A 232-nucleotide genomic window follows, 5' to 3' on the forward strand; every position below is an offset into this window, starting at 1 on the left:
AGCCAGAACGGTGGCGGCGGTTTGGGCGCCTTCGAGCCAGCGGTCCGACTCCTTCTCCTCAAGGGGCCGCTTCTGCCGCTCCTTGACCTTGTCCATGCCGCGCGTCCAGATCCGCGCGCCCGCGACGCCAAGAACAGCCTCATTGGCCGCGTCAATCGCCACAACCGGATGAAGGAAGAAACCAAGGCTCTTGCCATCGCCCGCAGGCCCCAGTCCTGGACGGTCGCGATCG

The 232-nt window shown here is 66.4% G+C and carries 1 pseudogene; it reads right to left on the reverse strand.

The features are described 5' to 3' along the window. Positions 1 to 232 (reverse strand): annotated as a pseudogene (locus GSQ90_RS32210) (transposase); the annotation flags it as partial.

Source organism: Methylocapsa sp. S129, assembly GCF_009765995.1.
Lineage (GTDB): Bacteria > Pseudomonadota > Alphaproteobacteria > Rhizobiales > Beijerinckiaceae > Roseiarcus.